Annotated in this window: 25 protein-coding genes; 22 read left to right on the forward strand and 3 right to left on the reverse strand. The window is 23.7% G+C overall.

Features of this window, described 5'->3' with window-relative positions:
• The first annotated feature begins 74 nt into the window (after positions 1-74).
• Both ACZ5EC_RS12035 and ACZ5EC_RS12040 read left to right on the forward strand, forming a co-directional pair.
• Complete coding sequence (locus ACZ5EC_RS12035) at positions 75-1,616, forward strand: ATP-binding cassette domain-containing protein (RefSeq protein ID WP_464302726.1); 1,542 nt, start codon at positions 75-77, stop codon at positions 1,614-1,616.
• The gene (locus ACZ5EC_RS12040; RefSeq protein ID WP_464302727.1) at positions 1,606-3,078 is read left to right on the forward strand and encodes an ATP-binding cassette domain-containing protein; all 1,473 of its coding nucleotides are present in this window, start codon (positions 1,606-1,608) and stop codon (positions 3,076-3,078) included. Before ACZ5EC_RS12035 ends, ACZ5EC_RS12040 begins: the two co-directional genes overlap by 11 nt.
• Positions 3,079-3,367: 289 nt before the next feature.
• Here ACZ5EC_RS12040 and ACZ5EC_RS12045 read toward each other — a convergent pair whose 3' ends face one another.
• A complete protein-coding gene (locus tag ACZ5EC_RS12045) occupies positions 3,368-4,438 on the reverse strand; it encodes a metallophosphoesterase family protein (RefSeq protein WP_464302728.1) in 1,071 nt (356 codons plus the stop codon).
• Positions 4,417-5,721 carry an imidazolonepropionase gene (gene hutI, locus ACZ5EC_RS12050; RefSeq protein WP_464302729.1) on the reverse strand — a complete coding sequence of 435 codons (1,305 nt, stop codon included), beginning with the start codon at positions 5,719-5,721 and terminating at the stop codon, positions 4,417-4,419. The genes ACZ5EC_RS12045 and hutI overlap by 22 nt, the downstream gene beginning before the upstream one ends.
• A gap of 306 nt (positions 5,722-6,027) precedes the next feature.
• On the opposite strand from hutI, the gene ACZ5EC_RS12055 reads away from it, so the two are divergent.
• Genes ACZ5EC_RS12055 through ACZ5EC_RS12065 form a run of 3 tightly spaced genes read left to right on the forward strand, consistent with a single transcriptional unit; the run spans position 6,028 to position 8,444 of the window.
• A complete protein-coding gene (locus ACZ5EC_RS12055) occupies positions 6,028-6,849 on the forward strand; it encodes a CheR family methyltransferase (protein ID WP_464302730.1) in 822 nt (273 codons plus the stop codon).
• Positions 6,849-7,943, forward strand: coding sequence for a protein-glutamate methylesterase/protein-glutamine glutaminase (locus tag ACZ5EC_RS12060; protein WP_464302731.1), 1,095 nt, complete (start codon positions 6,849-6,851; stop codon positions 7,941-7,943). The genes ACZ5EC_RS12055 and ACZ5EC_RS12060 overlap by 1 nt, the downstream gene beginning before the upstream one ends.
• Before the next feature lie 39 nt (positions 7,944-7,982).
• Positions 7,983-8,444, forward strand: a complete 462-nt coding sequence (locus ACZ5EC_RS12065; protein WP_464302732.1) for a response regulator — start codon at positions 7,983-7,985, stop codon at positions 8,442-8,444.
• Between the two features lie 166 nt (positions 8,445-8,610).
• Here the strand turns inward: ACZ5EC_RS12065 and ACZ5EC_RS12070 are convergent, their stop codons facing one another.
• On the reverse strand, positions 8,611-10,179 hold the full coding sequence (locus ACZ5EC_RS12070; RefSeq protein ID WP_464302733.1) for a histidine kinase: 1,569 nt from the start codon (positions 10,177-10,179) through the stop codon (positions 8,611-8,613).
• 66 nt (positions 10,180-10,245) lie between these two features.
• Between ACZ5EC_RS12070 and hutH the strand changes: the two genes are divergently transcribed.
• From hutH to ACZ5EC_RS12155, 17 genes are all read left to right on the forward strand, one after another.
• Positions 10,246-11,763: a histidine ammonia-lyase gene (gene hutH, locus ACZ5EC_RS12075; protein ID WP_464302734.1), complete on the forward strand. Its 1,518-nt coding sequence runs from the start codon at positions 10,246-10,248 to the stop codon at positions 11,761-11,763.
• Between the two features lie 229 nt (positions 11,764-11,992).
• Positions 11,993-12,733, forward strand: coding sequence for a 3-deoxy-manno-octulosonate cytidylyltransferase (gene kdsB, locus ACZ5EC_RS12080; RefSeq protein WP_464302735.1), 741 nt, complete (start codon positions 11,993-11,995; stop codon positions 12,731-12,733).
• A 149-nt stretch (positions 12,734-12,882) separates the two neighbouring features.
• Positions 12,883-13,674, forward strand: coding sequence for a hypothetical protein (locus ACZ5EC_RS12085; RefSeq protein ID WP_464302736.1), 792 nt, complete (start codon positions 12,883-12,885; stop codon positions 13,672-13,674).
• A gap of 247 nt (positions 13,675-13,921) precedes the next feature.
• Positions 13,922-14,425, forward strand: a complete 504-nt coding sequence (gene coaD / locus ACZ5EC_RS12090; RefSeq protein WP_464302737.1) for a pantetheine-phosphate adenylyltransferase — start codon at positions 13,922-13,924, stop codon at positions 14,423-14,425.
• Between the two features lie 20 nt (positions 14,426-14,445).
• Positions 14,446-15,450 (forward strand): phosphate acetyltransferase, encoded by a 1,005-nt coding sequence (gene pta / locus ACZ5EC_RS12095; RefSeq protein ID WP_464302738.1) that lies wholly within the window; start codon positions 14,446-14,448, stop codon positions 15,448-15,450.
• A 78-nt stretch (positions 15,451-15,528) separates the two neighbouring features.
• The gene (rpmF, locus tag ACZ5EC_RS12100) at positions 15,529-15,714 is read left to right on the forward strand and encodes a 50S ribosomal protein L32 (protein ID WP_464302739.1); all 186 of its coding nucleotides are present in this window, start codon (positions 15,529-15,531) and stop codon (positions 15,712-15,714) included.
• Between the two features lie 95 nt (positions 15,715-15,809).
• Positions 15,810-16,751 (forward strand): transposase, encoded by a 942-nt coding sequence (locus tag ACZ5EC_RS12105; protein ID WP_464302740.1) that lies wholly within the window; start codon positions 15,810-15,812, stop codon positions 16,749-16,751.
• A gap of 34 nt (positions 16,752-16,785) precedes the next feature.
• A complete protein-coding gene (locus ACZ5EC_RS12110) occupies positions 16,786-17,472 on the forward strand; it encodes a transposase (protein ID WP_464304166.1) in 687 nt (228 codons plus the stop codon).
• Between the two features lie 320 nt (positions 17,473-17,792).
• The gene (plsX, locus tag ACZ5EC_RS12115; protein ID WP_464302741.1) at positions 17,793-18,788 is read left to right on the forward strand and encodes a phosphate acyltransferase PlsX; all 996 of its coding nucleotides are present in this window, start codon (positions 17,793-17,795) and stop codon (positions 18,786-18,788) included.
• Between the two features lie 319 nt (positions 18,789-19,107).
• A complete protein-coding gene (locus ACZ5EC_RS12120; protein ID WP_464301763.1) occupies positions 19,108-20,181 on the forward strand; it encodes an IS110 family RNA-guided transposase in 1,074 nt (357 codons plus the stop codon).
• 81 nt (positions 20,182-20,262) lie between these two features.
• The gene (locus tag ACZ5EC_RS12125; protein ID WP_464302742.1) at positions 20,263-21,123 is read left to right on the forward strand and encodes an IS110 family RNA-guided transposase; all 861 of its coding nucleotides are present in this window, start codon (positions 20,263-20,265) and stop codon (positions 21,121-21,123) included.
• An 82-nt stretch (positions 21,124-21,205) separates the two neighbouring features.
• A complete protein-coding gene (locus tag ACZ5EC_RS12130; RefSeq protein ID WP_464302743.1) occupies positions 21,206-22,105 on the forward strand; it encodes an ACP S-malonyltransferase in 900 nt (299 codons plus the stop codon).
• Between the two features lie 29 nt (positions 22,106-22,134).
• Positions 22,135-22,377 carry an acyl carrier protein gene (gene acpP / locus ACZ5EC_RS12135; RefSeq protein WP_464302744.1) on the forward strand — a complete coding sequence of 81 codons (243 nt, stop codon included), beginning with the start codon at positions 22,135-22,137 and terminating at the stop codon, positions 22,375-22,377.
• Between the two features lie 72 nt (positions 22,378-22,449).
• On the forward strand, positions 22,450-23,688 hold the full coding sequence (gene fabF / locus ACZ5EC_RS12140; RefSeq protein ID WP_464302745.1) for a beta-ketoacyl-ACP synthase II: 1,239 nt from the start codon (positions 22,450-22,452) through the stop codon (positions 23,686-23,688).
• Complete coding sequence (rnc, locus tag ACZ5EC_RS12145; RefSeq protein WP_464302746.1) at positions 23,667-24,359, forward strand: ribonuclease III; 693 nt, start codon at positions 23,667-23,669, stop codon at positions 24,357-24,359. Before fabF ends, rnc begins: the two co-directional genes overlap by 22 nt.
• A 23-nt stretch (positions 24,360-24,382) precedes the next feature.
• Entirely contained in the window at positions 24,383-25,597 is a 1,215-nt protein-coding gene (locus tag ACZ5EC_RS12150; protein ID WP_464302747.1) for an AAA family ATPase, read from the forward strand.
• The gene (locus ACZ5EC_RS12155) at positions 25,575-26,756 is read left to right on the forward strand and encodes a two-component system sensor histidine kinase NtrB (protein WP_464302748.1); all 1,182 of its coding nucleotides are present in this window, start codon (positions 25,575-25,577) and stop codon (positions 26,754-26,756) included. The genes ACZ5EC_RS12150 and ACZ5EC_RS12155 overlap by 23 nt, the downstream gene beginning before the upstream one ends.
• The last annotated feature ends 69 nt before the right edge of the window (positions 26,757-26,825 follow it).

Below are 26,825 nucleotides of genomic sequence, written 5' to 3' on the forward strand. Positions count from 1 at the left end.
TAAAACAATTCCATCTTTTATAGATAAGAAATTTAGTAAAAAAATATTTAATCAGATAGAAAAAGTTATAAAAAATGATTAAGACAATTTTTAAATATTTTATTAATTTAAAATTTTTAATTTATACTTTATTATCCCTACTAGAAATTACAATATTAATGTTTAATAATTATTTTGTAAAAAAATTTAATTCAATGACTATAAAAATTTCTGTGCAAGATTTATTTATTTTTACATTTATTAATATTATTTTGATTTTAATAATTTGTTTTGACTACAAAATAATTTTTAACTTAAAAGAAGGCATACAAAAAAAATTAATAAAAAATATGTTAAAAAATATTATAGTATTTAATTTAAAAATTGATTCAGCCAGTTCTGCTTCATATGATATAAATGAAAACACTAAGAATTTTTGTAATTCTACAATAGAATTAATACAAATATTAGCCAATACTTGTATTTTATTAGTAATTCTTTTTTTATTTTTATTAAATAATCAAATTATTTTTACTTATATATTCTTAATTTCTATTATATATTTATTATATAATTATTTTACAATAAAAATTAATAGAAAAATACAAAAAGAATTAATTGAACAGAGAAAAGATTTTAGTTTAATTAGTGAGAATATCTATTATGGTTACCCAGAAATTAAGATTTATAATGCTGAAAATATTATGGTAAAAAAATATTTAAAAATTATGAGTAATGCAATAAATAATTTTTTTAAAAAAGATCTAATTAAGGATATCTCGAATTCTATTCTTCTATTTATTAATATAATAGTTCCAATAATCATAATTTTTAATAAGAATGAGAATAACCAATTTCAGAAAACGTATTTTATTTTTATTTTGTTCATATATAATATCATTCTTAATAAAATTTCTATTACTGCATTTTCTTTTGCTGATATTATAGAGTTGTATAATAAATTATCTAGATTTATTTTTCCTAAAAATATAAAGAATAATCAAAAAATTCAATGTTCTTCAATAAACTTTATTTCATATCATAATAAATTTAATAATTTAACTCTTAAAAACTCTTTTGCTATTAATTATGGAGAAAAAATAGTTATTTCAGGAGATTCTGGTATTGGGAAAACGACTTTTATAAATAATATATTAAAAATAGATAATAACTATAAGGGTGAAATTGTTTATAATTATCCTGATAATATTCCAAAAAATAAAAATATTTTACCTGATATTTGTTATATTCCACAAGACATACAACTTTTTCCTGGGACTTTAGAGGAAAATATTTTTTTTACTAGAGATAAAAATTGTTATTTTTATGATAAAATTAAAAAATTTAAATTATCTCATTTAATTGGGATTAATATTTTTAATGAAGGTAAATCACTTAAAATTTCAGGTGGTGAAATTAAAAGAATTGGATTTTTAAGATTTATATATAATAAAAAGAAAATAAATATTTTAGATGAATTGTTTACTGAAAATGATAGCAATATTATTAAAAAAATGATTGATGAAGTAAATAATATAGAAGATACAGTAATTATTGTTTCTCATAATCAAATTGTTTTAAATAGTTTCAATAAAAAACTTAGGTTTTTAAATGGTAAGATAGTATATGAAAAATAGTAATATATTAAAATATTTTTCCCTTTTTGCTTATCTTGTAATTGATATTGTATTTATATTGATTTTACTAAATAAAATTAATATAAATATAAATTATTATGTAATTGTTTATATTATACTTACAACAATTTTAGCTTTAATTATAAAAAAGAATCTTATTTTTTATAATTTATATATTAATCATAAAAAGTTAATCAGAGCATATATAAATGAAGAATATCAAGAATTTGAAAAAACAACTTTTGGTTCTTTTTTTAGTAATATATCATTATTGCCTCAAAAATCATGTTTTAAAAATTTCCAGATATTTCATATAATAAATGATATAATCATATTATGTTTATTTTTAATATTTATTTCTTATAAAATATTATTAATATTGCTTATTTCCCTTATTATAGAAGTATTACTTTTTTCAATATTAAATTCTGCAAGAAAAAAAGAAGATCTTTTACATGATGAAATGTTGAAAAATAATGAAATTTATTTAACTATACTTAATTCTATTTTAAATAGTAAATTAAATATTATTGGATTAGGAAAGGAACAGTATTTTATTAAGAAAAATGAAGAATTTAATAATATTTCTATAAAATCAAGAATTAATTTTGAAAAAACATTTTACTTGCAGAAACAATTAAAAATTCTTATAGAATTTATTCCAATTATACTTTATTTACTTTTTATTGTTCTATTTTCTAATTTTTATGTTTCTAATAATATAGCATTTAATATTTTTATTTTATATTTTATTACTGGAAGATTATCAGGATTATATCAAAATATAATAGATTTAAAATTCTCTAATAAATTCTATAAAAAATTAAATAAAGAGATAAAACAAAAAAAGCAATTTGTAAAAAAAGGATTTATCAATAAAATTGTAAATGGTAGTATAAAAAAAGATGGAATTATTCTACTTAATAATATTAATATTGATATAAAGGATGGTGATAAAATATTAATTATTGGAGATTCAGGAGCTGGTAAAACAACATTAATTAAAGGTATTATAGGTTTATATAAAATAGAAGCAGATGAAATTAGTTTTATTAAAAAAGATATTGGTTTTGTGCGCCAGGACTCTTATATTTTTAATGATTCTTATGAAAATAATATTTCATTGGGAAAATTTAAAGCAGGTAAAAATAACAATATATTAAATCTTGATGATTCAATAAAAAGAAATTTAATTTCATTTGGAAAAAATTTGTCAGGAGGAGAAAAAACTAAAATAGCAATAAATAGAGCTTTTTATCATTCTAATCAGATATTTGTTTTTGATGAAGCTAATAGAAATATTCCATATTTTGATTACAAAAAAATATTGGATATTGTTTTAAATATTAAAAATTCTATATTAATAAATGTTTCTCATGTTAAAGAAAATTTTGATATGTATAATAAAATAATATTAATTTCTAACAATAATATAAGTTATTTAAAAAATGAAAATAGATAAGGCTTTTGTATATGAAAAAACAATTGTAGTGTGAAAAATAAGGGGTTATAAATTATATTAAAAAGCTACTATATTTTATACAATAATTTTTGCAAAAAAACATCTAAATCCCTTATACATCAAGAACTTTAGATTAAAAAACTAAGGAAAAACCATATAAAATTTCGAAATTGAAAAAAAGTTTATTAAATTAAAAAATTAATTTTGTAATACAAATTTTAAAAAAATAATAATATAAAACTAAATATAAATTTTAAGAAAAAATTTGTATCAAAATTAGTAACTTTTTCTATTCAATTGGTATTATCAAATCTTTATTGAATTTTTGAGAAAAAGAGTTGTTAATATATACAAAAACACCTTTTATCAATCCTTGATTTTTATAATAATTAGAACTAAATACTGTTAAACATCTATTGTCATAAATTAATCCTTTAACAGTTTGTTGGTGACCCCTTGCAAGATAGTCAAATCCAAGATTTTCCAGTGTTTTTTCAAAATAAGATTTACCATGTTGAGGTCTTCCTGTTAAAGGATGGTACCCCTCATAATATGAATCATTTTCAACAAAATCACCCCATAGTAACTTTTCAATAATTAATGGATCAATGTCAAATAATTTAGATGTTTTTTGATAGCTTGATACGAATTCTATAAATTCATTGAAATCTTTTAATTCTGGTGTAGCCCCATGGAGAAATAATGTTTTTTCTTTAAATGCAGCTAAAGGCAAAATATCAAAAACTTTATCAATAAATATTTTGTTTTCTAAATATTGTTTAGAATGCCAGAAATTGGAGGGATAAACTTTAATTGTATTATAGCATTCATGATTACCCGCTAATAAAAATATTTTATCAGGATATGCAACTTTTAACAATAAAAGGAACATAACAACTTCTATTGAATAAATCCCTCTATCTACATAATCTCCTAAAAAAAGAAATGCATTTTTATCAATATCAAACTTTGAAAAAATTTTTAAAACAGATTCTAAATCCCCATGTATATCCCCAATAATTATCAGATAATTATTTTTATTTATATATTTGTCAAGTTCAATAATTTTATTTTGTTTTGTAAAGATTATATTTAAATCTTGAAAGAAAATATCACAAAATCCTTTATTTTCTTCAATTTTTAAAGAGTTATCTTTAATATAATTGGTAATCTTTTTTAATATTTTAAGAAAGAATGGATTATCTTTGTATTCAGGAATTCTATTAATAAGTGTATAATAAATTGAGATGATTTTGTTTAATATTTTATTTATATTTTTTATGTCAGTGTTTTTATAACGAAGGTTATCATCTTTATCAGGGTCAAATATATCATTTCCTAAGTTATCTGGTTTACCCATGTTTCCTCACCATCTATAAAAGTTTTAAAAATAGGATTAATTCCATAATGATAAAAAATATATTTAAGATTGGGTGCTTCAAAAAGGTTAAAATTAGCACTATACCCAACATCAATTATCCCTGTACCACTTTCGGGTTTTAAATCTAATGCAGAAGATGCATTTATAGTTGCAGCTTTTAAAATTTGTTTTTCATCCATTCCCAATTTTAAAGATGCAAGAGTATAAATAAAAAGCATATTTTCAGTATAATTTGAGCCTGGATTACAATCTGATGCAATTGCAACCTCAACACCATATTTCATAAATTTTTTAAAATCAGGAAATGGCTCATTAAGATAAAATGCTGTCCCAGGTAGCAATACAGGTGTAGTTTTTGAGTTTTTAAGTTTCTTAATCCCTGATTCTGAAATTTTTAATAAATGGTCAACAGAAACAGCATTCATTTCAACTCCAAGTTCTGTTGCTCCTATATTTGAAAGTTCATCAGAATGAAGCTTTAATTTAAATCCCTTACTTTTTGCTTCTTCAAGCAAATATCTGGTTTGATTCAGATTATAGACCTTTTCTTCAGAAAAAATATCAAAAAATATTGCAAGGTTTTTAGAAATTGTTTCAGGAATAATTTCATTAACAATTTCATCAATATATTTTTGTTTTAATTTGTTATCATGTTTTGATTCTGGAGGAAAATCATGAGCTGCTAACAAGGTAGGATAAATTTTAATATTGGTGTATTCTTTAGCTTTATTAATAATTTCTAAAAGTCTGATTTCTTCTTTAGTAGTTAATCCATATCCTGATTTTATCTCTATATGTGTAACACCAAAAGAAGAAAGAAGCTTAATCCTTTTAAGTAAGTTTTTTAGCAAAATTTCTGAAGAGGTATTCCTTGTTGCTTTAACAGTTGAAGAAATTCCTCCACCATGTTTGGCAATTTCTAAATAACTAACACCTTTATTTCTTAGAAAAAATTCATCTTCTCTTGTTCCACCAAATATCAAATGGGTATGAGGATCAACAAATGAGGGAGTAAGTATTAATCCAGAACAATTGACTATTTTCAAAGGTTTAGAATCTATATTGTTTTTACTTTTTATATTTTTTTTAATAAGTTCATCTTTATCCTGACCAATACCCAATATTTTCTCATTTTTAATTAAAATATTTTTATTATGTTGTTCAAAAAAGTTTAAGTTTTTATCAAATCCATAAATTGTTTTAATATCCTTTAGTAATAAAAAGTTATTATTATTTTGAACTTTATTCTTTCCAATTTTCATAAAAACTCCTGATAAATAATAAGTTTTGATAATAATATAATTAATAATAAATAAAATAATTACTTTTTCAATGATAGTTAATTTATATAATTAAACTTTTAACTATAAATAAAAAAAATCAATATTATTTTATTTTTTTATTACATGATTATTTATTTTTTTTATATAAATAATATTCTTCTTTAAATTAAGATGTTTTATTATAAACTAAATACTTATAATATTAATAAAAAACATTTAGATACTTGACAACATAAAATAATAAAATATTATATAAATAAAAAGAAAAATAATTGGGAAAAATTCATGGGATTTAGTTTAAGTGAAAATGAATTTAGAATATTCAAAGATATAATTTATGAAAAATCTGGGATATATTTTTCTGAAATAAACAAATCTATTTTAGAAAATCGGTTATATGAAGTAATGCTCAAAAGAAAATTTAATAATGTAATGGAATATTATAATTTGATTACGAAAAGTGAAGGTGAATTAAAAGCTTTTCTTGATCGTGTTACAACTAATTTAACTAAATTTTTTAGAAACGAACCTCAGTTTGTGGCTTTAAAGGATTTTGTATTTGAGGATTTAAAAAAGAGGAATGAAAATGAAAAAATTGTTAAAATATGGTCTGCAGGATGTTCTACAGGGGAAGAGCCATACACTATAGCAATGTTAGCTTATGAATATTTTTCAAAGTATCCTGGATGGATGGTTAAAATAATTGCTTCTGATATATCATTAAAGTCATTATTAATTGCTAAAGAAGGATATTATGATGCAAAGAGGGTGGGTAATATCCCTGAAAAATATCTAAATACTTATTTTGATAAAATTGGGCAGGGATATAGGGTAAAAGATTTTATTAAAAAGATGATCTATTTTGATTACCATAACCTGATGCATAAAGCATCATATACAAATTTAGATGTAATTTTTTGTAGAAATGTAATTATATATTTTGATAAAAAAGGACAGGAATTTGTTATAAATAAATTTTATAATCTTTTAAAACCTTATGGTTATCTTTTTTTAGGTCATTCAGAATCATTATTTGGGATGAATACAAAATTTAAATTTAATAAAATTGGTAATGCAATAACTTATTTAAAAGAGGAGGTTAAATAGTGCCAGTTAAGGTTTTGGTTGTTGATGATTCTGCATTGATGAGAAAACTAATTATGAATATAATTAATGAAGACCCTGAACTTGAAGTTGTAGGTACTGCAATGAACGGGAAATTTGCATTACAAAAATTAAAAAAATTGAATCCTGATGTTATTACTCTTGATATAGAAATGCCTCAGATGAATGGGATTGAATTTTTAAAGGCAATGAAAAAGGAAGGGATAAAAGTTCCTGTTATTGTTCTTTCCTCTTTAACTTCAAAAGGTTCAAAAATTACTAATGAAGCTTTAGAAAATGGAGCTAAAGATTATATCATGAAACCTTCAGGATCTATTTCTCTGGATATTAAAAAGGTTGCAGAAGAGATCAGATTAAAGATTAAAAATTGGGGAAAGAAAAAAGGATATAGAAAAAAATCAATAATCCCTACTTTTTCAAAGAAAATGAATATAGAAAAGATAATTAAAGAAAAAGAAGAAATTAGAGCTGATTTTGTTAATAAATTTCCTGGAAATCCTGATATGATATTGATAGGTATTTCAACTGGAGGCCCTGAATCTTTAAGAACTATATTACCTCTTATTGAACTGGATATTCCAATTTTAATAGTTCAACATATGCCTGCAGGATTTACAAAAGATTTTGCTGATTCTCTTAATAAAATAATACCTCATTACAATGTTATGGAAGCAAAAGATAATTTAAAAGTTGAAAAATCCCATATATATATTGCTCCTGGTGATAAGCATATGGGTGTAAAAAGATCTGGTGTTGATTATTATATTTATCTATCAGATTCTTTACCTATTAATAATCATAAACCTTCTGTTGATTTTTTATTTAAATCATGTATTGAAGATAAAATATTAAATATAATTGCAGTGATTATGACAGGTATGGGTAAAGATGGAGCTTTTTACATTACTAAATTGCATCTAGATGGAGTTTTTACAATAGCCCAGGATGAAGAAACATCTATTGTATATGGGATGCCTAAAGTTGCTAAAGATATGGGGGGGATAGATATTGTATTACCACTTATTGATATTCCAAAATTTTTAAATAATAACTTGAAAAAAGTTGTTGAAATATAGAGATTTTAAAATATATTTAAATCATAGGAGGGATTATTTATGGTTGCTAAATTTGATGATGATTATTCCGCAATGCCTGATATAAATAAAAAACGACCTGATGGGCTTAAGTTGGATGGAACTCCGTATAATGTATTAATTGCTGATGACTCTCTATTTGTTGTTAAACTTTTAAGGCAATTTTTAACTTCAGAAGGTTATAATGTTGTTGATACAGCTGCTAATGGTGAGGAAGCAGTTGAAAAATTTCAAAAATATATAGATAAAATTGATCTTATTACACTTGATATAACTATGCCTAAAATGGATGGTTTAACTGCTCTTCAAAAGATTCTTAATATAAAAAAAGATGTTTGTGTAATTATGGTTTCTGCTATAGGTAGAGAGGATCTGGTTAAAAAAGCATTAACTTTAGGTGCCAAAAATTTTATTGTAAAACCTTTGAATAGAGAAAAAGTTTTAATGAGAATTAAAAATACTCTTGATAGAGTTTATAAATAAAATTGTTTAATCATGTTTTATTGCTGTTTATTATTATATAATTACTAATTATAAAGAAAAAGATTTACATAGAAATCTTTAATTTACTTGAATTTAGATTGTTTAGTTTAAATTTTTTAAAAAGCATCTTTTAAAGGTGCTTTTTTTAGGTTTTTAATTTATAGAATTATTTTTTAAAATCAGGGTTTTTGCTTTCTGGTATTTTTAATATTATATTTATTTTATCAATTTTTTTTTCAATTTTAAATGTTCCTTTTAATTCTCTCAGGAGGATAGAAGAAACAAAAAGGGAAAAAGTTTCAAGTTTAAATGATTCAGTATTATAATAAATATTTTTGCTAAAAAATTTATCAATTTTACCAAGATTTTGTTCATACATTTTTGTATATTCAAAAGAGAAATTAAATACAAGTGATTTTATATTATATTTAGTGTTACTATTAATTTGTTTAATTGTAAAATTAATTGGTGGAGAATTAGTGTTTGCGAAAAATAAAATTAATGAAAAAATTATTTGTTGTATTGCATTTTTATCAGAATAAAAATAAAAATCTTTTCCAGGCATATTAATAGTTATTTTTAAATTATGGGTGGTTTTGAAAAATGTTAAAATTCTTTTGAATTGAGATGTTACTAATAAAAACAAAAAATTTTCATTATTTAATTTAAAGCTATTAGAAAGATGTTTTGTATATGTAATTATGTTCAATATAAAAAAGTATAAATAATAAGAATTTCCTTCGATTGAGTAAATACTTTCAAGAATTTCTGGTTTTAATTTATGTTTATTAAAATTAATTAAATACATTGAGAATCCAACAATTGAATTCAATGGAGTTAGAAGGTGATGATATACATCTGTAAATAAAGCAGATTTTGCTTTTTCAGATTGAGTTAATTCATTTATCTGTTTAAGAATTTTTACATTTTTATCTTTAATTTCTTCTTTTTTTGAATAAATCAATTTTTCTAATTGTTGTATATAAAAATCTTGTTCTTTTATAAAAAAATAAAAATAGATTAAGTTACTTAAAATTTCTTTTAGATTCTTTCTAAAAACAAATCTTTTACATAGTAAGTTATAAATAGAATCATCTTTATAGAAAAAAATTATTATCCCTTTAATTCCAGGAAGTGTATCTAATTTTATTGGAAAATATAAATATTTTTCTAAAAATGAATGTTTAATTTTTTTATCAAATTTTTTTTGATCAAAATTAATTATATCATCCATTTCTAAAGGGATAGGAGCAGTATTTGTATAATTTCCGTTTTTTGAAATTGAAATGAATTTTTCAAATTTATGTATATTATTATTAAAATAAATAAATGTATATTCTAATTCATTATTATTTATTGCATTATAAATTTTTTGAATAAATTCATCAAAGTCAATAAATAAAGTCTTAAATGCTATACTGGATAAATTATAGCAGATAGTATGAAAAGAAAATAATATCTTATAAATATGAGATTTAATATTTTCTATTGCTAAATCAATGATATAAGATTTTTTAGTGTCTTTTACTTTATAAAGAATAAATAATTCAATAGTTTTTTCTATTGATAATGTTTTATAATTGTATTTTTTTAAATTAAGTGAATGAAAATCTATATTTTGTTCAACAGGATAACTAAAAATTAAATCATAATTTTCATCAACTTTTTCAAAAACAATAAATTCATCAATTTTATTGTCATATAAAAATAAAATTAGATTATCGAGTTTATTCATCTTAAATTAAAATTAATGCAAATTTTTTTTTTTTCTATACATTTTTTCAAAAAGAGGGTAAATAATATGGTTATTTTAGACAAAAATCTTGATTTTGATAACTATAAAAGGGTTGTTTATAATGGAGAAAAAGTCTCTATATCTAAAGATGCCATAAAAAGGATAGAAAAAAGTAGAAAAATTGTTGAAAAAATTGTGAATGAAGAAAAAACTGTTTATGGAATAAATACTGGTTTTGGTGATCTTGCTAAAATTAAAATAACAAAAGACAAAACTAAAATTTTACAAAAAAATATAATAAGATCGCATTCAGCTGGTTATGGAAATCCTGTTAAAAAAGAGATTGTTAGAGGAACAATATTGTTAAGGATTCAATCTTTATTACATGGTATTTCCGGGATCCAGTTAAAAAATCTTGAAACTCTTTTAGATATTTTAAATAAAGATTTATATGTTTATATTCCTGAAAAAGGTTCATTGGGAGCTTCAGGGGATTTAGCGCCATTATCACATATAGTATTAGCTTGTATTGGGGAAGGTGAAATTATTGAAAATGGAAAGAGGGTTGATTCTAAAAAAGTTTTAGAAGAAAAACAAATTAAACCAATGGAACTTTCATATAAAGAAGGACTGGCTTTAGTTAATGGTACTCCATATATGAGTTCTAATTTTTTAGATTCCCTTTTTCAAATTGAAAAATTAATAAAATATTTCGATCTTGTTGCAGGTTTTACGATTGAGAATCTAAAAGGGAAATTATCTCCTTTTCAACCTGAAAATCATAAAGTAAGACCATATAAAGGACAGATAGATACAGCATTTAATATTTTAAATTTATTTGGTGAATCTGAAATACTAAAAAAATCTCAAAATTCTGGAAAAGTTCAGGATGCATACTCTATAAGATGTATTCCTCAAGTTCATGGAGCTATAAAAGAGGTGTATCATGATGTAATTAATAAGATTAAGATTGAAATTAATTCTGTTACAGATAATCCTTTAATTTTCTCTGAAGATAAAATTTATTCTCAAGGTAATTTTCATGGTGAAATTTTAGCTTTATATGGAGATTTTATGGGAATTGCAGCATCAGAATTGGGGAATATATCTGAAAGAAGGTTAGAAAGATTACTTAATAGTAATTTATCAGGGATGCCTCCATTTTTAGCAGAAGATGCAGGATTAAATTCAGGATTGATGATTGTTCAATATACAGCTGCTAGTTTAGTATCAGAAAATAAAATTTTATCACATCCTGCTTCTGTTGATTCAATTCCAGTTTCTGCAAATCAGGAAGATCATGTTTCTATGGGGGCAAATTCTGTACTAAAATTAGCTAAAATCGTTAATAATCTCTGGTATATTTTAGCTGCTGAACTTCTTGCAAATTTAAGAGCTAAGAAAATAAATGGTGGAAATTATTCAAATATTTCAGAGTATTTATATTCATATTTTGATAAGGTTATAGATATAACGCTTGTAGATAGACCTTTCTATAAAGATATAGAAATTATTATAGAAAATTTAAAAAAAGATCAAATACTACAGAAAATAGAAACAAATTTTGGGAAAATAAAAATTTAATTTTATAAAGATTTGTTATCAATATTTTTGTAAAACTATTATTGTAAGTTTTAATATTATAATGATATTATTTTATATTTAATTAAAACTTTGTTTAAAAAGTAAGAATAATAAAAATTAATGATTGTTAAAAATAAAAATAATAACAATCAACAATTATTAAAAATAATAATAAAAAGAATAAATTTTAAAATGGATAATATTAAAGAATAAAAAGGGAAAGTATGAAATGAAAACAGCAATAATAATCCCTGCAAGATTAGGGTCAACAAGATTACCAGAAAAACCTTTAATTGAAGTGAAAGGTAAACCAATTATATTGTGGCTTTTGGAAAATATAAAAGATTCAAAAGTTGATGATATTATTGTAGCTACCGATAGCAAAGAAATAAAAGGAAAAGTAATAGAAAATGGTTTTAATTCAGTATTAACTTCAAAAACTATAAAATCTGGAAGTGATAGAGTTTTTCAAGTTGCAAAAGAATTTAATGTTGATTTTATAATAAATGTTCAGGGTGATGAACCACTCATAAAATCTAATTATATAAATGATTTTTTAAATTTTATTAATAATTTTGATATTAAAATAATTAAATCAAGTGTATTTACCATAGCTAAATTTAAAACATCATTTGAGGAATATATTAATCCTAATAATGTTAAAGTAGTTATTGATAATAAAAATAGAGCATTATATTTTTCAAGGGCAAGAATTCCTTTTTATCGAGAAAATGATTTTAAGGGATTTTATCATCATTATGGAATTTATGGGTATTCTTTATCTTTGCTTGAAAAATTTATTAAAATGGAATCAATATTAGAAAAATATGAAAAGCTTGAACAATTAAGATTCCTTGAAAATGGCTATAATATATATGTGCAAAAAGTTAACTTTGATTTAATAGGTATAGATACAAAAGAAGATGTTATAAAATTTGAAAAGTATGTTAGTAACCAGCATTATATTTAGTCCTGGTAATATACCTTTTTTGGAATATAAATTTAATTTTATAAAAAAATGTTTATGTTATTTATTTTTTAATATGCTTTTCTTTAATATTGATTAATTGAAAATATAGTTTACTTTAATAAATGTACAATGATTTTAGGGGGATTTATATGATAGATGAAAATAAACTATTAAATTATTTTATCAAAGATAGGGATAATTATCTTTATTCTGTTTTTTCAGGATTATTGTCAGGGTTTATACTAGGATTTGCATTCATTTTAAGTATTGGGTTTTTTAATTTTCAAGAACCTTATATTCATTATCTAGCTTCAGCTTTAATATTATCATTATTCTTCTTTTTGATAAATAATCTTAAATATCATCATTTTTTTCAATATTCAATATCTTCATATCTTTTTTATAAAAAGAAATTTAGATTTTCTCTATTCTTTTATAGATTGTTGGGGATTTGGATTTTTAATCTTTTAGGTTTATATATTTTCCTTTTATTATTTTATTATACTGGTCTCTGGAAAGTTGGTAATTCAATTGGGAGTTTAGCTTCAAGAATTGGTGTATATAGTTTAAAATTTTTTACAATAGATTATTTAAAACTTTTTATTAATTCTATTTTAATAGGGATTATTGGAGGGTTTGTATTTTATTCTGTTTTTGAACAAAAAAATAGCATAAAATTTATTGGTTTTTTTGTGTTTTCTGTTTTAATTTTAACAGGCAGTTTCAGGTATAACCTATATGACTTTTTTAATCTTATGTTTACATTTTTAATTAAAAAACAGTTTATTGCATTAGGATTAAAAAAGTATGAAATGCTAAATTTTTATGATTTCTTTTTTAAATTTCTAAATGTTTTTTCAGGTAATTTCATTGGTGCTATATTTGTTTTTATACCAATTCAAGTATTGATTGATAAATTTAGAAATACTGATAGAACTTAAAAAAAATTAGGAATAAATAATTACAAAAAATAAAAAACAAATAACAAAGAGTTTTTTACAATAAAGATAGTATAAATAAAAAAGCTACTATTAACTATCATTAATATTTAATAAATATAAATAACCTTATTCAATAAAAATTTGAATACAAATAATATAACTTAAAGTTATAAGTTAATTTTATTTAAAAACTAGGCAAGCTGAAAAGTTAATGGAAAATGATAAATATGGAAAAGGGATCTACTAAATGAGTAAAGAAATAAAAATTGGAGTATATCCTGGATCTTTTGATCCAATTACAAATGGACATCTGGATATAATTAAAAGAGCATCAAATTTATTTGACAAATTGTTTGTTGCAGTAGTAAAAAATTATAATAAAAAAACTTTGTTTAATGTTGAAGAGAGAGTTGAATTAATTAAAAAAGTTACTGAAGAAATCACAAATATTGAAGTTGTTTGGTGCGAAGGATTACTTGTAAAATTTGCAGAAAAAATTGGTGCAAATTATATTGTTAGAGGGTTAAGAGCATTATCAGATTTTGAATATGAATTTGAAATAGCTTTAACAAATAGACATATTTCAAATAAAAAAATTGATACTATTTTTTTTATGACTGATGAAAAATATTTTTTTACCTCTTCATCCCTTTCTAAGGAAGTAGTATTTTTAGGGGGAGATTTTTCAGATAAACTTCCTCAAATCGTAATAGAAACATTAAGAAAAAAGTTTGAAAAAATAAATTATTAAAAATTATTAGGAGATAAAAAATGGATTTTTTAAGTGAGATAAGACAAAGAATTAAAAAAGACCCCAAAAGATTGGTATTACCTGAATCTTATGATGAAAGGATGTTAAAAGCATCAGAAATTTTATTAAAAGAAGGTTATGTTAAAAAATTGATTCTAGTTGGAAATCCTGATGTTGTAAATAGTGATGCAAAAAAATTGGGAGTCAACATTTCTAATTCTATAATTATTGATCCTGAAAAATATAAAGATATTGATAAAATGGCACAAATTTATCTTGAAAAAAGAAAAGGTAAAGAAGTAAATACAATTGAAGAAGCTAAAAATTTAATACTTACAGATAAAAAATATCTTTATTTTGGTAGTTTGTTGTTAGAATTGGGTGAAGCTGATGCTATGGTTGCAGGTGCTTTCAATACAACTGCTGATGTATTAAGATCAGCTTTAAGAGTTATTGGAGTTAAAAAAGGTTTTAATGTAGCTTCTTCTTGTTTTATTATGGTAACAGATAAAAAAGAATATGGTGCTGATGGGGTGTTGGTTTTTGCTGATTGTGCAACTGTTCCAGATCCTGATGAAAATCAATTGGCTGAAATTGCTATAACTACTGCACATACAGCAAAAGAGTTATTAAATATTGAACCAAAAGTAGCAATGTTATCTTTTTCCACAAGAGGTTCAGCAAAACATCCTCTTGTAGATAAAGTAAAAAATGCTACAAAAATTGCACAAATGAAAGCTCCTGAACTCAAAATTGATGGAGAGATGCAATTTGATGCTGCTATAATTAAAAAAGTTGCTGCAAAAAAAGCTCCTGATTCTGATGTTGCGGGAAATGCAAATGTTGTTATTTTCCCTGATTTAAATGCTGGTAATATAGGATATAAATTAGTTGAAAGATTGGCTGGTGCAAAAGCAATTGGTCCAATATTACAGGGATTTAAAAAACCAGTAAATGATCTATCAAGGGGATGCTCAGTTGACGATATTGTTAATGTGTCAATTATTACCTGTTTAAAAGTTTAATTTTTTAAACTTTAACTTGACTTTTTTCAAATAAAATTATTTTTATACATAAAAGAAGAAATTATAAGGTGGGATAAAATGGCAGTACCAAAGAAGAAACCCTCTCATTCTAAAACATATAGAAGAAAAAGAATGAATGAAAAGAGAAGTTTACCAAAACTTACTAAATGTCCAAATTGTGAATCTTATATTCTACCACATAGAGCATGTCCTGTATGTGGATATTACAAAGGTAGAGTTGTAAAAGAGGTTGAACAAGCATAAAGAATGATTATTAATATTTAATTTAAAACAAGGGGTTGTCTCAAAACTTGGGGACAACCTCTTTTTTTTTATAATTTATTTGCTATAATTGAATTATGAAAAAGAGAAGAACAAAAGTACATAATAAGGTAGTATTTAAAAGATATATACAGGATGAACCACTATTATTTCCAGAAAGATTAGAAGAATATATACCAGAAAATGATATAGTAAGAATAGTAAATGATTTAATAGAAAATATGGATTTAAATTTTCTTTACAGAAGCTATAAAGGAGGTGGTAGAAGTAGTTATCATCCGAAGATGCTTTTAAAGGTAATAGTTTATGCTTATACCCAGAAAATATATTCATCAAGGAAGATAGCCAAGGCATTAAGAGAGAATATATATTTCATGTGGTTAAGTGGGAAGAATTATCCAGATTTCAGGACAATAAACAAATTCAGGAAAGAGAAGTTAGGAAGACATTTGGAAGAAATATTCAGTATATTATTATCCTATTTATATGAAACAGGTTATGTAGATTTAAACAATTATTTTTTAGATGGGACAAAAATAGAAGCTAATGCGAATAAATATAGTTTTGTATGGTCAAAGAGCATAAAAAATTACAAAAAGAAGCTTAAAGAGAATGTAAAGAAATTATTAAAAGAGATAGATTATTTAAATGAAGAAGAAGATAGATATTATGAAGAAAAAGAGTCTGAAGAATCTAAAGGTAAAAAGGAAGTATTAGATTCAAAGAAACTAAAAAAGATAGCAAAAGAATTAGAAGAGGTATTGAAAGAAGGAGGAGAAGATAAAAAAGATAAAAAGAGCAAACAATTAAAAAAAAGTATTAAGAAGTTAAAACAGGATTACATACCAAGATTAGAAAGATATGAAGAGCAGGAAAAGAAATTTAAAGGACGTAATAGTTATTCTAAGACAGATGAAGAAGCTACATTTATGAGGATGAAAGAAGATGCAATGTTAAATGGTCAATTAAAAGCAGGCTATAATGTACAGATAGGCACACAAAATCAATTTATGGTATAGTATCCATCAAGACAGATCAGATACAAACACATTAATTCCTCATTTAGAAAGTTTAATATTAAAGACAGGGAGAAAACCAACAAATTTAATAACTGATGCAGGATATGGTTCTACTTATAATTATTTATATTTAAAAAGGAGAGGAATAAATAATTATGTTAAATATTCAGGATATTTTAAAGAAAGTAAAAGAAGTTTTAAAAAGGATAAATTAAACAGACAGAATTGGAAATATGATGAGTCAAAAGATTGTTTTATATGTGCAAATGGGAAAGAATTAAAATATGTTTATACTGCAAGATCTACAAAAAGGAAGAAATTAGAATTATACAAAGTATATTCAACAAATGGATGTAAAGGTTGTATTTATCAGGATAGGTGTAGTAAAGGAAAACCTTACAAGAATATATGGGTAAATCCAGTATTTTTAAAATTAAAATCAGAAGTTAAATCGAATTTATCAACATTAATGGGACAGGAGTTATCATTTAGAAGGAAGATAGAAGTTGAGACCGTATTTGGAGATATTAAACACAATATGGGATTCAGGAGATTTATGTTAAGAGGAATAAATAATGTAAAAATAGAATGGGGATTAATAAGTATAGCACATAATATTAGAAAGTTGTTTAAACTAAATAAAGGAAAAATTTTACCTTATTTTTTATATTTATTAAATAATTCATTTGAAAATTCTTTTATTTTTTCCTTTAATTTATAAATTTTTATATTTTTATTTTTTTTAAAAAAAAGGACTGCCTTAAGATCTAAGACAGCCCCTTTTTTTGTGGGAAAGTTATAGATAATTAAATTCTTGAAAAATTTCTAATTTTTATTATTATAGATAAGTAGATGAGAATATATTGTATTTGTTAAAAATAGATTTATAAAAAAATTATTAATTTTTTAATATAAAAAATTGTTATAAATAGAGAAAAGGTATTGAAATTTAATTAAAATGATTTAATTAATTAGTCAAATATAGAAAACCTTAGAATATAAATTGTTTTAAGAAAAAAATATTAAAATGGAAAAATATTTATGAAGATTGCAGTTGATATAATGAGTGGGGATAATCCACCAGAGCTTCTTTTAGAAGGAGCATTGTTTTTCCTTTCTAAATTTTCTGATATTAATCTTGTCATTATTGGTGATAAAAAACTTATAAATAAAAAATTAAATATACATCCTTATGAGCGTCAAAGAATAGAAATAGTAAATTCTTCTGAAATAATTGAAATGGAAGATAAACCTTTAGATGCTTATAAAAAGAAAAAGAAATCATCTATAGTAATTGGAACTACTCTTGTAAGACAAAATTATATTGATGGTTTTTTTTCTCCAGGAAATACTGGTGCAGTTTTAACCTCAGCACTTTTTGATGTTGGTAGAATAAAAGGGGTAAAAAGACCAGCAATTGGAGCATTCGTCCCAAATATTAATGATTATACCCTTTTAGTTGATGCTGGGGCAAATACAAATGTAAAACCACATTTTTTATTTCAATTCGCTATAATGGGATATGTATTTGTAAATAAATTTTTTGGAAAAGAAAAACCAAAAGTAGGTATACTTTCAAATGGGGAAGAAGAAACAAAAGGGAATGAGTTAACAAAAGCTACATATGAACTTCTTAAAAAAACTGACCTCAATTTTGTTGGTAATGTTGAAGGTTATAACATTCTTGACGGTAGTGTTGATGTGGTTGTTTGTGATGGATTTACAGGAAATATTGCACTTAAAGTTTTAGAAGGTACAGGACTAACTTTATTAAAAATGTTAAAGACTGAGATTAAAAAAACATTTTTTTCAAAGATTGGTGGGCTTCTAATCAAAAGTGGTTTTAAAAGAGTGTTAAAAAGGATGGATGCTAGAGAATATGGTGGAGCTCCTTTGTTAGGAGTTGATGGAGAGATTATTATAGGACATGGAAATTCTGATGATATTGCAACTTATAATGGAATTAAACTTGTGAGAAAAATGATAGAGCTAGATATCAAAGATGAGATACATAGTGCAATAAAAAAATATAAATAATAAAAATAATTAATATAAAACAATATAATTAATTAATATAAAACAATATAATTTTTTATATATTATTTTAAAATAATTTTTATTTATTTGTTTTATTGTTTTGAAAATATAATTTTAAAGAAAAGTATAGTTAAAAAAGATAAAAAAGATGTTAAATAAATGATTTTTGAATAACTATTCAAAAATAAAGCTTGAAAAAAAAATTTTTTTTTTTATCTTAATTTTGACCGGGTGGTTAAGATAGGAGAATGGATTATTCTCTGTAATAAATATCGTAAAGAATCTGCTTTCAATTAAAAAAAATAATTGGAGGAGGCAGATGAAACTATCAGTGGGAGTTGATTTACACAAGCATCAAATGACAGTATGTATAAAAAATTTAGAACAAAGGATTGCAGATATTAATTGGAAATTTTCTACAAAAAAAGAAGGATATATGGAATTTGTAAGATTGTTAAAGAAATTATCCCAACCAGAAGAAATTGAAATAGCAGTAGAATCTACAGGAAATACAAGATATTTTAAAAGAGAAATGGAAAATTATGGATTTAAAGTACATGTAGTAAATACCTTAAAGTTTAAAGTAATAAATGAATCAATAAACAAAACAGATAAACATGATGCAAGGACATTAGCAGAATTTTTATCAAAAGATATGATACCAGAAGTAAATTTATGTAAAGAAGATAGTAAAAATTTAAGAGATTTATTAAAGCATAGGTCAGTATTAAAAAAGACCAATGTAAGTTTAAAGAATCAAATACATGGAATAATGTTAGAAATGGGTATAGAAACAAAGAATGGACAGCTTAACACAAAAACAGGAAGGGTAAAAATTATAGAACAAATATCGGACCCAATAAAAAAAAGTATAGTATCAGGGATAATAAAAACAATAAATAGTATAGAAAGTTTAATATCAGAAATAGAGAAAGAGCTTTCAAAGATGACAGAAAAAGATGAAGCAGTAAGAATACTAAGGACAATACCAGGATGTGGATTGATAACTTCAATTACTTTAAGGGCTTACATAGATGACATAAATAAATTTAGTTCATATAAAAAGCTTTCTTCTTATTGTGGATTGGTACCATGGGTACAAAATTCAGCAGACAAGGAAAGATATGGGAATATAACTAAAAGAGGTTCTAGTGAATTAAGAACAGCATTTGTACAGATGACAATGGGTATGATAAGGGTAAAAAGAGAAAGAGAAAACAGATATATGAAATCTTATAGAAATATGAAAAAGATAAAAGGAAGTGGAAAAGCAATAATAGCGACTTCAAGAAAGTTAAGTAAATTGGTATGGACATTATTAAAAAATGGTTGTGAATATGATCCAGGAAAATCAAATGATATATTGTTAGATAAAGATTATTCTGTTGCCTGAAAGCAATGATTTGAGGTTTTACCTCGTTTAGATAAATTAGCAGATTTTTTGATATTTAATATTGATTTTTATAGGAGAGAAATGGAAAATTATGGATTTAAAGTACATGTAGTAAATACCTTAAAGTTTAAAGTAATAAATGAATCAATAAACAAAACAGATAAACATGATGCAAGGACATTAGCAGAATTTTTATCAAAAGATATGATACCAGAAGTAAATTTATGTAAAGAAGATAGTAAAAATTTAAGAGATTTATTAAAGCATAGGTCAGTATTAAAAAAGACCAATGTAAGTTTAAAGAATCAAATACATGGAATAATGTTAGAAATGGGTATAGAAACAAAGAATGGACAGCTTAACACAAAAACAGGAAGGGTAAAAATTATAGAACAAATATCGGACCCAATAAAAAAAAGTATAGTATCAGGGATAATAAAAACAATAAATAGTATAGAAAGTTTAATATCAGAAATAGAGAAAGAGCTTTCAAAGATGACAGAAAAAGATGAAGCAGTAAGAATACTAAGGACAATACCAGGATGTGGATTGATAACTTCAATTACTTTAAGGGCTTACATAGATGACATAAATAAATTTAGTTCATATAAAAAGCTTTCTTCTTATTGTGGATTGGTACCATGGGTACAAAATTCAGCAGACAAGGAAAGATATGGGAATATAACTAAAAGAGGTTCTAGTGAATTAAGAACAGCATTTGTACAGATGACAATGGGTATGATAAGGGTAAAAAGAGAAAGAGAAAACAGATATATGAAATCTTATAGAAATATGAAAAAGATAAAAGGAAGTGGAAAAGCAATAATAGCGACTTCAAGAAAGTTAAGTAAATTGGTATGGACATTATTAAAAAATGGTTGTGAATATGATCCAGGAAAATCAAATGATATATTGTTAGATAAAGATTATTCTGTTGCCTGAAAGCAATGATTTGAGGTTTTACCTCGTTTAGATAAATTAGCAGATTTTTTGATATTTAATATTGATTTTTATAGGAGTATATATGGTATTAGTTTTTCCAGGACAGGGTTCTCAATTTGTTGGAATGGGTAAAGAACTTTATGATAATTTTGATATAGCAAAAGAAATTTATAAAAAAGCTGCAAATTTAATTGGAAAAGAATTTATCGATTTATCATTTGAAGGTTCGATGCAGGAAATTTCTTTAACACAAAATTCTCAACCTATTATTTTTTTATATTCATATGTATTAGCAATGATATTAGAAAGTAAAAATAGGATAAATTTTAGTAATATTAAATATACTGCTGGCCACTCATTGGGGGAAATAACATCTTTAGTTTTTGCAAATCTCATTAATTTTGAAGAAGGTATTAAATTTGTAAGATTTCGTGGTGAAGTTATGTCAAATTCTTTTTCTGGAAATGGTGGGATGTATGCTTTGCTTTTTCCTGAAGTTGAAGAAATAGAAAAAGTATTATCTGAAAGTTTTGAAGGGAAAGTCTATGTTGCTAATTTTAATTCTTATGCACAGGTAGTTATTTCAGGATTAATGGATGATATGAAAAATTTTGTTGAAGAAAATAAAAACAATTTATTTAAAAAAGCCATATTATTAAAAGTGTCTCAACCATTCCACACCCCTTTTATGAATGAAGCTTATAAAAAAATAAAAAAATATTTAGAAAATATAGAATTTGAAACACCAAGGTTTAAAATTTATTCTAACTATAAAGCTGATCTTTATAATTTTGATAAAAAAGACATTGTTGATAATATTTCAAAACAGGTAGTTTCTACTGTTAGATGGATAGAAATTATTAAAAATCTTTCTTCTAAAGGGGAAAATTCATATATAGAAATTGGTCCAAAAGCTGTTTTAGGATCTTTTATAAAAAATATTGAAAAAGAAGCAATATGTGATAGCTTCACAAAGATATAAATTTTTTTTAATAAATAAGGAGGAAAAGAATGACTATTACTTTTGAAGATTTACAGGATTTGATAGCAGAAAAATTAGGAATTGAAAAAGATCAAATTACTAAAGAAGCATCTTTTATAAATGATTTAGGTGTTGATTCATTAGAACAGGTTGAATTAATTATGGAACTTGAAAAAAAATTTGATATTTCTATTCCTGATGAAGATCAGGACAAATTAACAACAGTTGGAGAATTATTAAATTATTTAAATGAAAAATTAGCTGATAAGTAAATTAAATAGTTTTTCTAAATTAGCAGAGGTGAATATTAACCTCTGCTTTATTTTTTATTGTCTGGAGGAGTTATGAAAAAAAGAGTTGTAATAACAGGTATAGGAATGATGACACCATTGGGAAATGATGTTAAATCTACATGGGAAAATTTGAAAAATGGAAAATCTGGTATTGATTATTTTACTAAAGTTCCTGATGTGGATCAATTACCTGTTAAGTTTGGTGGTGAAATTAAAGGTTTTGAACCTGAAAAATATTTTAATAGAAGAGAATTAAAACAATATGATATCTTTACACAGTATGCTTTAGTTGCTTCTGATGAAGCAATTAAAATGTCAGGTATAAAAGATGCAAATTTTGACTCAAAAAGAGTAGGAGTAATATTAAGTACTGGTATTGGTGGTATTCATTCATTATTGGGTAATTACAAGAATTTTTTAACTAAAGGTCCAAGAGATATCTCTATCTATTTAATTCCTAAAATGATTTCAAATATTGCCGCTGGTATTATTTGTATGCGAAATGGATTTCATGGGGTTTCTTATTCAATTGTATCAGCATGTGCTTCATCTGCTCATGGGGTTGGTGAAGCTTTTAGAAAAATCCAATATGGTGAACTTGATGTTGCAATTGCAGGTGGAAGTGAGGCTCCTTTAGTTGATATTGCAATCATTGGTTTTAACAATTTAAGAGCTATTTCAAAAAGAAATGATGATCCATCAACAGCATCAAGACCATTTGATAAAACAAGAGATGGTTTTATAATGGCTGAAGGAGTTGGTATTGTAGTTTTAGAAGAATATGAACATGCAAAAAAAAGAGGAGCAGATATTTTAGGAGAGATGATAGGGTATGGAGCATCATCAGATGCTTATCATTTAACTGCTTCCCATCCTGATGGTTTAGGTGCTGCAACATGTATGGAAAATGCAATAAAAGATGCTGGTATTACACCAGAAAAGATTAAATATGTTAATGCTCATGGAACATCAACACCAGTAGGTGATATTTCTGAAACTAAAGCTATTAAAAAAGTTTTTAAAGATCATGCTAAAAACCTTTTTGTATCTTCAACAAAATCTATGATAGGGCATACTTTAGGTGCAGCAGGGGCTGTGGAATTTATTTCTACTTTATTGACTGTTAAAGAAGATGTTATTACTCCAACAATTAATTATAGTGAACCTGATCCTGAGTGTGACCTTAATTATGTACCAAATAATTCCATTGAAGAGAAAGTGGAATATGCATTATCAAATTCTTTTGGTTTTGGTGGTCAGAATGCATCATGTATAGTAAAAAAGATATAAAATTAAAAAAATTTTTAAAAAAATTTAACCTTAATGCTAATCTTGTTCAAGAATATAGAAAATCTTTTATTCATAGATCCTTTTTACAGGTTGATAAAGAAGCCACAAAAAATGAAAGATTAGAATTTTTAGGTGATGCAGTACTTGAATTAATAATTACTGATTATTTGTTTAAAAATTATGAAATTCAAGAAGGGAAATTATCACAAATCAGAGCAAGGGTTGTTTCTGAAGAACCATTGTATAATATTGCTAAAAAAATAGGAATAGATAAACTTATATATCTTGGAAAAGGGGAAGAATTAAATGGAGGTAGAAATAAACCTTCAATTTTATCTGATACATTTGAAGCACTTATTGGAAATATATATCTTTTAGAAGGTTTTGATAAAGCTTATAGTTTTACTATTAATTTATTAAAACCTTTAGTTGAGGATGTTTTCAATAATAGAAATTTTCTTAATGCAAAAACACTTTTACAGGAAATTACTCAAAAAAAATATAAACAACTTCCTGAATACCTTGTTGTTAAAGAAGAAGAAATTGATGGACAAAAATATTATACAATGAAAGTAGTTGTTGGAGACAATGTTTTTGGTCCTGTAACCTCTTATTCCAAAAAAAAAGCTGAATTTGAACTTGCAAATATTGCATTGCAGAAAATAAAATAAAATTATTAAAAGATGGTGATATTGTGTATTGTCTGTATTCTGAAAACAAAAAGCAAATCATTAAAAGTTGCTTTAATTCTAACATTATAAAATTTAGAAGTGTTTTATTAGCAGGAGAAGTAGGAACTGGAAAAAAAATTACTGCTTTTCATATTGTTAAAAATTATTTTAATTTAAAAACAATATTTGAGATATTTTTTAATACTAACTTTTTGTATCTTTTAAAAGATCCTCCAGCAAAAGAAATAAATGTTTTATTAAATTTAATTGAAGAAACAACAGAACCATTTTTAAAACAGAAATATTTCAAAAAACTTTTGTTTCTATTTTTAAGAGTTTGTTCACAACTTATATATAATATTGCTGAATATAAAAAAGTGATTCCTGATGAACTAATAGAAAATATCACTATTTTTTTTTACAATATTAAAAATATTAATTTAAATAACTTAGATAGCTCTAACTTTAAACACATTAAATCGATATCTAAAGATATATTGTATTTAGTTGATAACTTTAAATCTGATTATATTTATATTAATGAAATTCATAAAATCCAGGAATGGATCAATCTTAAAGCGAAAACCGGGAAAAAAATAATATTTATAGAAAATATTGAGAAAATGGGTGTTGATTCTGCAAATGCTTTTTTGAAAACTTTAGAAGAGCCTCCTGAAGATCTTTTGTTTATATTAACTACAAATAATAAATTTAAAATTTTACCAACAATAAGATCTAGATGTGCATTATATAATATTGATAATTTAACTGGAAAAGAGTTTAGAAATATTTTAATTGAAGAATGGGGTGAAAAATACTGCGAACTTTTTGATAAATATCCAGATAATTTTAATAGATTTTTAGAATTACTGGAGGAAGATAAATTTAGAATTGATTATGTGAAAAATGCAAATAATTTTATAAAGTTGCTATTTTTAAAGAATGATGATATTTCTGAAATATTTTTAATTTTGTCTAGAATAAAAAAGATTAAAGGATTTGATAAATTCATTGATGAATTACTCTATATTTTAAGAAAATCAAAAAAAACAGATCTTTTTGATTTTTCAAACACTGTGACTGATTATCAAATTGAAAATATTGAAAAATTTTTAGATTATTTGCTGTGGGCTAATAAAAATATTAATTATTCTCTTGAAAATGGACTGCTTTATTTGTATCTTAATAGATATAGGATATTTGCAGGAGATTTTGATGGAGAAAAGTTTTTTTTATGAAAAGTTTATAAATAATTTAAGAAAAAATAATTTATCAAATAATGAAATAGAAAGTATATTTAAGAATTTATTTTTTGAAAAGAATACCTACTTTGAAATTTTAAATAATTTAGATGAAGGTTTAATTGTTTATAATGAAGATGATAAGTTAATTTTTAATAATAGAAAAGCAGAAATATTTTTCAATAATATAAAAAAGGACCCTATAGAACTTGTACTTCCATGTGAAATTCAAAATCAATATAAACTTGTAAAACAGGGTAAAAAGATAAAAAATTTTATACTTCCAATGAAAATTTTTAAAACCAACTATGTTCTTGAATTCAAAATATTAAAATTGAATAAAACTTATTTTAAAGGGATCTTAATTGTTTTTTATGATATTAATGCAAAAATGAAAGCTCAACAGGAAAGTTCAATTTCAACAAAATTGAAAAATATCCTGGAATTAACATATTCTGTTGCTCATGAAATTCGTAATCCTTTAACAGGTATGGATTTAAATTTAAAATTATTACAACAACAGATTAATGCTATTTCAAATTCTGAAAATCCTAAATGTAAAGTCTGTGTAACAAGATATGGAGAAAAAATTGATTTAATTAGAGGTGAGGTTGTTAGATTAAATAAAATATTGGAAAAATTTTTAGAAACTGCACGTCCTTTAAATCCTAAAATTGAAACTGTAGATATAAACCAGATTATAAAAGAAATTTTTGAAAATTTAAAAGTACAGTTTCAACTTTCAAAGAAATCTTTGGTTTTAAAATTAAAAGAAGACCTTCCACTAATTTTAATAGATCCAAATTTATTGAAACAAGCATTAATCAATATAATAAAGAATGGATTTGAAGCAATTGAAAAGGAAGAAAATGGAACTGTTATAGTTTCAACATACGAAGATAAAGAAAATATAATAATTGAAATTAAGGATAATGGGATCGGGATTCCTGATGATATTCAGAAAAAGATATTTGACCCCTTTTATACAACAAAGTCTAATGGAAGTGGCCTTGGCCTTTCTATTGTATATAAAATAATAGTTGCTTTAGGTGCTGAAATTGATTTTAAATCAAAAGTAAATGAAGGCACAACTTTTTATATTTACTTTGATAAGAAAAAATTATCTTCCAACTTACTTTTATCACAAAATGAGTAGATACTACATTATTTGTAAAAAATATATTAAAATTTGTCCCCTGACCCTTCTGCTTTAATAAATATTTAT

This window comes from Exilispira thermophila, from assembly GCF_055389015.1.